Raw genomic sequence first — 8,995 nt, forward strand, 5'->3', positions numbered from 1 at the left:
TACAGGAGGCAAATACGTGGCTATTTATTTGGAAATGCCAAAAATTGACCCTAAGTTAGGTTTCAAGTTTATAAAAAATAGGGGCGATATTTTAACTACCCCACATTGGCACCGTGAATATGAATTAATTTTATTGACAAAAGGAAAACTTAATTTAGGTATCAATGACAAGCAATATCAATTGCAAGATACTGGCATTGCTTTCTTCAAAAGTGGTGACATTCACTATATCGTTGCCACCCCTGATTCCAACCGTTTCGTTTATCAATTCGATATGAATCTCTTCAATGAATCGATGGTCAAGGATTCTAATTTGGTCACTAGGTTGAATAGTATCTCACAGGTCAGCACTTTTTGGAGTGATGCTGTTAACAAAGAAATGCACGATATTCTCATGTTGATTGTTGAAGAAGAAAATAAATCGGCAACGGATATGAATTTTATTATTACTAGTTTGATGTATCATTTGATTTCCATAATGATTAGAAAATTGCCAACTACAAAAGATGTTAAGGATCTAGATGTTAACTTAAAGAGTAAGGAGATTCTCGAAACTCTAAATAAGGTTTTTACCTATGTAGAATCGAATTATCAATATCGAATCTCATTAGAGGACGTCTCTGGGCAAGCAGGATTTAGTCCTTATTACTTTTCGAGATTTTTCAAGAAGAATGTTGGTCAAACTTTTATTGAATTTTTAAATAATTATCGAATCGATAAGGCCAAGTGGGAAATAATTAATACGGATAATTCCATTAGTGTTATTTTAGTAAAATCTGGTTTTTCTAGTAATAAAACATTCTATCGTAACTTTAAATTTCAAGTGGGAATGTCACCCAAACAATATCGCAAAAAATATTCGCTAATAGAATAAGTAAAATCCATCGTAAAAACTGTAGTGTAGATCATCCACAGTTTTACGATGGATTTTTATTTTCTAATTTCTAAATTTACTGGGCTTCTCATGATAATACTGTTCAAATTTATTATAAAATTGTGTCCGATTCGACATACCAATCCGTTCAATAATAATTCCAATTGGTAGATCCGTATTTGTTAATAGATCGTATGCGTGCTGCATGCGCTGCTCATTAAGAATGTTAGAGAAAGTTTTTCCAGTTTTATTTTTAATTAAGTTGCTAACGTAATTTCTACTGTAATTCATTTCTTTAGCAATCTGATTCAAAGTAATATTAGCGTAATTTTGTTCGATATTTTTCAAAATAGATACGATGATTTCATTGTTAGGAATAACCTCATTTTCAACCTGAACATTCACAGCTCTGGCCATTTCGAAAAAAATAATAGGAATATAGTTTTTAATAATTTGATTGGAAAAATATTTGGGAAAGAAATATTCATTCATTATTTGCTCCAGAATAAACGGTAAAGAAGAATCTGATTCACGGAGTAATAAGAAATTTTTGTGATTATCATAATTGTTGCCGATGATAGCATTGACGACAAAACTAAAAGATGGTGAATATTGTTGATTAATATTGTTTAGAAAATCAAGACTCAAATCGGTTTCTTTAAAGAGAAAATTTATTAAAATATCATTCTCGTTTAATGGATCTATTTTATGTTTGCTACCAGTATCTAATAGAAGAATATCGTGCTGATGCAAATTTATTTCTTGACCATTTACTACTTCACGACATTTACCGGAATACATATAGTTGAGTTCCAAGAACTGATGAGAATGAAGAGGATATGGAGCAAAACGATGATGTTTGGAAATATAAAGAGAATTATTTTTAAAAAATATTTCGTTGTTTAATCGGTAATTTCCGTGTAAAAGACGTTTTTCCATTTGTGGAAAATCCATAACGAAAGCATGATTTTCGAGTTGCTTTTTCTCTATTTTATCGGGTTCTCTAAGTAATTTATCTAAGTTCATTCGTTATACCACCTGTATATTTGTTACTTTTAGTAATTATATTTGACATTGTTATGTTAACGCTATCATTGTTTAATGTATATGTAAACGATAACAAGTTACCGAAATTCTTATAAAAAAAGATTATCTAGGAGGTATTTATTATGAAGAAAGGTTGGTTAATGAAGTTTTCACTGCTTTCAATTTCTCTAGTGTTGACTTCTGCTGGAGCCATCTCAGGTAATATTCCCGCAATGGCCAAAACATTCTCAAATGAGTCCCTATCATCTGTAGAAATGTTAACAACAATTCCAGCACTAATGGTAGTTATTTTTGTTATTTTAAGTAGTTTCATTGCAAAGAAAATAGGTCAAAAACAAACAGTTATTTTGGGATTAATAATTGCTTTGATTTCAGGTATCATTCCTGCTTTCAGCAGTAACTTTACGGTCGTCTTAGTATCCAGAGCTTTGTTGGGTGTTGGTTTTGGACTCTTTAATTCATTAGCTGTAAGTATGATAAGCGATTACTTCACTGGTGATGAGAGAGCTCAATTGATTGGATTTCAAAGTGCCTTTCAAGGTTTAGGTACAGCGATTATGACTTATGTAGCTGGTCAATTATTGAAGGTTAACTGGCACGTAACATTTTGGATCTATGCAATTATTTTACCCATCTTAGTTCTATTTATTCTATTTGTTCCAAGCCCAGAGAAGAAACAAGATAGCAACGGCAGATCAAATAATGAAGTTAAACAATCTACTAATATGCAAGTTATCGGATATGTACTTTTATTATTTGTAGTTTTGATTATCTATATGGGTGTTCAAGTTAAATTAGCTCTATTATTTACGTCAAATGGTTATGGTACAGCAACTGATGCAGCAAATATCATTAGTATTATGTCCATTGGTAGCATGTTAGCTGGATTTGCTTTTGGTACCATTTTCAAAATCATCAGACATTATACAATTCCAGTTTCGATTGTTTTGATGGCTATTTCCTTTTTCATATTAGCGGTATCAAATAGTATTGTTCTTTCGGGTATCGGTGGTGTACTTACCGGTATTTCATTCTCATTACTTGTACCATATCTTTTCAATCAAGTATCAGTTGTTTCACCAAAAGGGTCAGCAACATTATCAACGTCATTACTATTAGTCGGTTCTAACTTAGGATCATCATTTTCACCTTATGGATTAGCGCTGTTAGGAAATATTTCAGGAACAAGCTCTGTAAATGGTGTTTTCATGGCTGGCGGAACAGTACTTGCAGTTATGGCAATAATTGGTTTGATTTTTGTAACAGTACGTAATAAAAAATTTGTAAAGGAAGGCTAATCATGGCATTTAAATTTCAAATTAATAACGATGTTAAATTTAATCATAATGAAGAATTACTAAAGAAAGCAGAAGATAATGTACCAACTTTGAAACATAAAAATATTTCTGCGAAAAGAATAGTAGACATTGTAGCGGACAAAAATGCTATGAATGGTTTTAAGGCAGTCGATAGTGACAAGGATATCAGCAAACTGGCCTCATATTCATTTAAGAAAGGTGAAAAAATCGTTCTTGATTTCGGTAATCATGAAGTAGGACACTTTGGGATTGATTTGAATTCAGTTGGTTCACCCATGGATGCGCCTTTATTCTTACATTTAACTTTTGCAGAAACACCGGCAGAAATTGGAGTTGATTCAAGTACTTATGATGGTTGGTTGAGTAGTTCATGGATTACTGAAGAATACGTTCATTTAGATGTTTTACCTACAACGTTGCACATGCCTCGCCGTTATTCATTTAGATATGTCGAACTAGAAGTTATGGATACTTCACCAAAATGGGGTGTCAGTTTTAGTAGCCCAACACTAGAGACCGAAAGTGCAGTTTCTATTAAAGATGTACCAGAAGTAAAAATTGATGATCCAATGTTAAGAAAAATTGATCAAGTAAGTATCAAAACTTTACAAGATTGTATGCAAGAAGTTTTTGAAGACGGTCCCAAACGTGATCATCGCTTGTGGTTAGGTGATCTACGTCTTCAAGCAATGGCAAACTATGCCACATTCAATAATCAGGAATTAGTTAAAAGATGCTTGTATCTCTTTGGTGGAATGACAACTGAAGAAGGTAAAATTTCAGCCAATGTTTTCACTAAACCACAGTCAACACCAGATGATACCTTTATGTATGACTATAGTTTGTTCTTTATTTCTGTTCTTAAAAACTATTTTGACAACTTTAAAGATCAAACGGTAGTTGATGATCTCTATCCTATTGCAAAAAGAGAAATTGATTTAGCTTTGAAGGAGGTTAATTCAGACAATATTTTACAAATGAATGAAGACTGGCCTGTTTTTGTCGATTGGTCGAATGACATTGATAAACAGACTTCTGGTCAAGCAATTCTTATTTATGTAATGAAACAATTTGTAACTTTAGCTGATCTGAAACATGATCCCGATTTGAATACTTATAAAGAAATTATTGAAAAATTATCACAAGCCGCAATTGAAAAAATGTACGATAAAAACAAGGGTCTCTTTACAAGTGGTCCAGATAAAGAAATAAATATTGCTAGTCAATCATGGATGGTACTAGCACATGTTTTGAATGATGAGGAAAATTACAAACTGATGACTAATGCCATTAAAAAATTATTCCCTGTAACAGGTATTGCAACTCCTTATATGTATCATCATATAGCAGAAGCCTTATTTGAATCAGGGCATAAGGATGATGGTATTGAATTAATCAAGAATTATTGGGGTAAGATGGTTGATCTTGGGGCCGATACTTTCTGGGAAGCATTTGAACCAGAAGATTTGAATTTCTCACCATATGGTAGTCCAGTAATCAATAGTTATTGTCATGCTTGGAGCTGTACGCCGACATACCTTATTAGAAAGTATTTGGTTAAGTAGGTTAGAAAATTATGATTAATAAATATTTGGTTTTTGATGTTGGAGGAACTAATGTCAAATATGCTATCATTGATCGTTCGGGAAAACTTATTGAGAAAAATTCAATGGTAACTTTGCACAGTTTAAATGATTTTATAAGTTCCTTACAAAAAATAATCGATTATTACCGAGGAAGTTTTACAGGTATTGCATTTAGTGTTCCGGGAAGAGTAAGCCACGATGATGGAAAGATTTATGGAGGCGGTAGTCTACCATTTATGGATAAAAAGTCGTTAGCTGATTTGATAAACACTGATGTTCCTGTTGCCGTTGAAAATGATGGCAAGGCTGCTGCCTTATCAGAACTATGGTTAGGTAATCTGAAAGATATTAAAAATGGTGCTGCTATAGTGTTAGGCACAGGCGTAGGTGGCGGAATTATTATGAATCATCAATTGATTTATGGTTCACACTTTCAAGCTGGTGAAGTTAGTTTCTTAGTTAATAATTCAAAAAAATTAGGCTATGATGACTTAGAAGGTAGTTCTGGATCAGCGGTAAAAATGATCAATGAATGTGCCACAAAATTAGGTTTGAATAATAAAAATGATGGTAAAAGAGTATTTGAAGAAATTAATAAAGACAATGATTCAATTATGCCAATTTTTGAGAGATATTGTCGTAATATTGCAACTTTGATTCATAATATTCAAGCGATTATTGATCTGGATAGATATGTTATCGGTGGTGGAATATCATCACAACCTATCGTTGCTCAAACGATTAACCAGGAATTCATCAAATTACGTAGTGAGGTTCCTATAATTCAAACCACCTTGTCTAAACCTAAGATTATTAATAGTAAATTTAAGAATGACGCTAACTTGTACGGAGCACTATATAATTGGCTTATGAATATGGACAATTATTTTCAGAATAAGGGGCAAGCCACTAATTAATAAAACATTCTAAAAAAACTATGCTCAGGATGAACTTTTAAGTTCATTTTAGGCATAGTTTTTTTTGCTCTAAATAAGCGGATTATTTTTAAAATTAGGATAAATTATTTTGACATTTAATCTTCTCAAACGAACTAAAAAATCGATTGGAGGTTTCCGATCAGTAATCAACGTAGTCCAAGCAGGGAATTCCGCTAATTTAACGTAATCTGAACTGTCATTCTTGAATTTAGTATGATCAGCCAATAAAATACCCTCGCGCGCATTGGCAAGCATCTGTCTTTTAATATTTGCTTGTTCAACATTTGCCATGTAAGCACCATTCATGTCTAATGAACTGCACGACATAATTGCCAATTGTGGTCTAAACATTGCAAGGTCTTGAATTGCGTGACTGCCAATAATTGAGTCTGAATTAGGCTTTAATTCACCACCCGTTATGAATACATGGATATTAGACATTTTTCCAGTTTTAACAGCAACTCTTAAATTATCAGTAATGATATTCAGATTCCTGTGGTCTTTCAGGAATGGTGGGAGAAAGGAAAGCGTTGTACTAGGGTCAATATACATTGCTTGATTATCTTTGATGATTTTTGACAATAGGTGGCACATCAATTTCTTCTCATTAACCTGTTCTTGCAATCTGTATGGCGAGCTGTATTCAATATTGGAATCTGGCAGTAAAGATACCATCCCAAATGTACGCTGAATTTTTCCGGCCTGTTCTAATATAATCAAATCTCTACGCATGGTAGAAGTACTCTCACCAGTTAAGTCAATTAAGCGTTTTACACTAATTTTTTGGTGAGTTTCTAAAATATTTAAGATTGAAGATATACGTTCATCCTTGGGCATCAATTATCCTCCTGGAAGCGCAGATCCATCAAATGTTCATTAAATGTTCAGGTTATGAACGAAATCAGTCGAAATACTTGAATGATTTTCATAAAATAATGAATTCACTTTCAGAGATGTAAGCGCTTCAATATACTTTGAATTGAAGGCAAGGTAATGAAGTAAAAGCATTCAAACTACATAATCAATTTAACAATATAAATTTTAGCAATTATAACAACCTTTTTAAAGTTGAATGTAAAGATTATCTGGTTTTCAGAATAAAAACTTATAGGAGGATAAAATAATGGACTACAAAGAAATGTTAAAGCCTGATTTAGTATTTCTCAATGTAGATGAAAAGGATAGAAAGGGGTTATACAAAAATATAGCTTCTAAATTATTGAAATTGGGATATGTTAAAGAATCATATGAGGAGGCTTTGAATAAAAGAGAGGATGAGTTTCCAACGGGAGTTGTCAGCGAACATATTTCTATCGCTTTACCACACGCTAATCCTGAAAATATAAATAAACCTTTCGTTTGTGTCGTTACCACAAAGACTCCGATTGAAATTCTTCAAATGGGTTATAACACAAAGGAAAACGCTGATACCTTTTTTTTCCTAGGAATTCAGCATTCGAATGATCAGTTGACTTTATTACAAAAATTCATGGCTTTAATTCAGAATAAAGATTTCGTTGATGACTTTCAAAGTATTTCAGATGAATCCGAAATGTATCAATATATCCAAAATGAATTTATAAAATAAAAATATTAATTGTTAGTTAGGAGATATTAATTATGGCAAAAATTATTGTAGCTTGTGGTAGTGGTGTTGCATCGAGTGAATTGGTAGTAAATCATATTTCAGACTTTTTTGAAGATCATGGAATTACTGGCGTCGATGTAGAAGCAACTGACTTTAAAAAATTACCAGATATTTTAGCCAATTATGATATTTATGTTTGGATTGCACGTCCTAATGAAGAGATTCAATCAATTGTTGACAAGAATAATATTACTTCAGTTAATGGATTACCAATCTTCACTGGACAAAATCCAGAAGTCTCATACAAGGAAATTATTGCCGGTCTAAAGAGTTTATCTGCATAAATTAATGAAAAAAGACTAGAGGGGAGATTGAATTATGGATGTTTTAAAGACTGTTGTTAATTATGTTCTAGATTTAGGTGCTCCAGTGTTCGTTCCTTTAATTATGTTTATCCTTGCAACATGTGCGGGTTTAAAACTTAAAAAATCGGTTTTAGCTGCTCTAACATTAGGAGTTGCCTTTAGCGGTATGACCTTGGTTGTTAACTATATGATGGATTCTATTTCACCAGCTGCCAAAGCAATGTCTAAAATATTCCATTTAAGTTTAAATGCTATCGATGCTGGGTGGACTGGTGTTGCGGCTATAACTTGGTCCTATAAATCGGCATTCCTATTCTTTCCACTGTTATTAGCAATTAACTTTATAATGCTAACTTTCAATTGGACAAAAACATTAAACGTTGATATGTGGAATGTTTGGAATAAGATTTTTACTTATGTAGTTGTTTTGTACTTTACTCACAATGCTTTCTTCGGATTCATTGTAGCTGGTATTCAAATTGTCCTTGAATTGAAAGCTGGAGATATGTGGCAACGTCATATTGAAGACCTTACAGGTATGCCCGGTGTTACTGTACCTCATTTCGTAACACTATTTGCTGTAATTCTTCAACCTTTGAATAAGCTACTAGATTTTATTCCTATTATGAACAAGCCATTCGATTCCGCAGCTCTTCAAAAAAAGATTGGGATCTTTGGAGATAATACCGTAATGGGGGCTATCATTGGTGTTTTGTTAGGCTTTGGTGCTGGATATTCAGTTTCAAAATCACTTAACCTGGCCATTCAAGCAGCAACCGCTATGACTCTATTTCCAATGATTTCTAAATTATTCATGCAAGCTTTGTCACCAATCGCTGATGCCATGAGTAATTTTATGAAAAAGCATTTCAATGGACGTCAAGTTTTCATTGGAGTTGATTGGCCTATTTTAGCCGGCCGTAATGAATTGTGGGTCACAGTTATTATTTTGGTACCTGTAATGCTGATTTTTGCAATGATTCTTCCGGGAAATACAGTTTTACCATTTGCCGGAATCATTAATCTTTCATTCGTTGTAGCCGCATTATTATTAACTGGTGCCAACTTACTTAGAATGTTAGTCCTTGGATTAATTACAACACCAATCTTCTTGTATGGTGCTACTTACTTTGCACCAATTATTACTAACCTGGCTAAAACAACTGGTACTGTTAAAGTTCATGCTGGACAACAATTATCTTGGTCAACATTCGAGGGCCCAGACTTCCGTCTATTCTTTGCAAAAGCTTTTGCAGGTGAATGGTGGGCTATTGGCTT

At 33.0% G+C, this 8,995-nt stretch carries 9 protein-coding genes; 7 read left to right on the forward strand and 2 right to left on the reverse strand.

What is annotated here, in order from left to right:
• Positions 1-16: 16 nt before the first annotated feature.
• The gene (locus FC97_RS07720) at positions 17-874 is read left to right on the forward strand and encodes an AraC family transcriptional regulator (RefSeq protein ID WP_054642175.1); all 858 of its coding nucleotides are present in this window, start codon (positions 17-19) and stop codon (positions 872-874) included.
• Between the two features lie 63 nt (positions 875-937).
• Here the strand turns inward: FC97_RS07720 and FC97_RS07725 are convergent, their stop codons facing one another.
• A complete protein-coding gene (locus FC97_RS07725; protein ID WP_054642176.1) occupies positions 938-1,900 on the reverse strand; it encodes an AraC family transcriptional regulator in 963 nt (320 codons plus the stop codon).
• A 143-nt stretch (positions 1,901-2,043) separates the two neighbouring features.
• Here FC97_RS07725 and FC97_RS07730 point away from each other — a divergent pair, with 143 nt between their 5' ends.
• The 3 genes from FC97_RS07730 to FC97_RS07740 are packed head-to-tail and all read left to right on the forward strand — an operon-like array spanning position 2,044 to position 5,743.
• A complete protein-coding gene (locus FC97_RS07730) occupies positions 2,044-3,219 on the forward strand; it encodes an MFS transporter (protein WP_054642177.1) in 1,176 nt (391 codons plus the stop codon).
• A gap of 2 nt (positions 3,220-3,221) precedes the next feature.
• A complete protein-coding gene (locus FC97_RS07735; protein WP_054642178.1) occupies positions 3,222-4,805 on the forward strand; it encodes an alpha-L-rhamnosidase-related protein in 1,584 nt (527 codons plus the stop codon).
• Between the two features lie 11 nt (positions 4,806-4,816).
• Positions 4,817-5,743, forward strand: a complete 927-nt coding sequence (locus FC97_RS07740) for an ROK family protein (RefSeq protein WP_056968038.1) — start codon at positions 4,817-4,819, stop codon at positions 5,741-5,743.
• Between the two features lie 69 nt (positions 5,744-5,812).
• Here FC97_RS07740 and FC97_RS07745 read toward each other — a convergent pair whose 3' ends face one another.
• Positions 5,813-6,601 carry a DeoR/GlpR family DNA-binding transcription regulator gene (locus tag FC97_RS07745; protein ID WP_225868665.1) on the reverse strand — a complete coding sequence of 263 codons (789 nt, stop codon included), beginning with the start codon at positions 6,599-6,601 and terminating at the stop codon, positions 5,813-5,815.
• Between the two features lie 286 nt (positions 6,602-6,887).
• Here FC97_RS07745 and FC97_RS07750 point away from each other — a divergent pair, with 286 nt between their 5' ends.
• The 3 genes from FC97_RS07750 to FC97_RS07760 form a co-directional block, all read left to right on the forward strand.
• Complete coding sequence (locus FC97_RS07750) at positions 6,888-7,352, forward strand: PTS sugar transporter subunit IIA (protein WP_054642180.1); 465 nt, start codon at positions 6,888-6,890, stop codon at positions 7,350-7,352.
• 32 nt (positions 7,353-7,384) lie between these two features.
• Entirely contained in the window at positions 7,385-7,696 is a 312-nt protein-coding gene (locus FC97_RS07755) for a PTS sugar transporter subunit IIB (RefSeq protein WP_054642181.1), read from the forward strand.
• Positions 7,697-7,730: 34 nt separating this feature from the next.
• Positions 7,731-8,995, forward strand: a 1,265-nt coding sequence (locus FC97_RS07760; protein WP_235628558.1) for a PTS galactitol transporter subunit IIC, incomplete at its 3' end; no start/stop codon positions are given.

Source organism: Companilactobacillus kimchii DSM 13961 = JCM 10707 (assembly GCF_001435445.1).
In the GTDB taxonomy this organism is placed as follows: Bacteria; Bacillota; Bacilli; order Lactobacillales; family Lactobacillaceae; genus Companilactobacillus; species Companilactobacillus kimchii.

Bases quoted from the DNA above. Each gene is read 5' to 3' on its own strand.
- FC97_RS07725 (WP_054642176.1), bottom strand. From the start codon at position 1,900: ATGAACTTAGATAAATTACTTAGAGAACCCGATAAAATAGAGAAAAAG.
- FC97_RS07730 (WP_054642177.1), top strand. From the start codon at position 2,044: ATGAAGAAAGGTTGGTTAATGAAGTTTTCACTGCTTTCAATTTCTCTA.
- FC97_RS07735 (WP_054642178.1), top strand. From the start codon at position 3,222: ATGGCATTTAAATTTCAAATTAATAACGATGTTAAATTTAATCATAAT.
- FC97_RS07740 (WP_056968038.1), top strand. From the start codon at position 4,817: ATGATTAATAAATATTTGGTTTTTGATGTTGGAGGAACTAATGTCAAA.
- FC97_RS07745 (WP_225868665.1), bottom strand. From the start codon at position 6,601: ATGCCCAAGGATGAACGTATATCTTCAATCTTAAATATTTTAGAAACT.
- FC97_RS07750 (WP_054642180.1), top strand. From the start codon at position 6,888: ATGGACTACAAAGAAATGTTAAAGCCTGATTTAGTATTTCTCAATGTA.
- FC97_RS07755 (WP_054642181.1), top strand. From the start codon at position 7,385: ATGGCAAAAATTATTGTAGCTTGTGGTAGTGGTGTTGCATCGAGTGAA.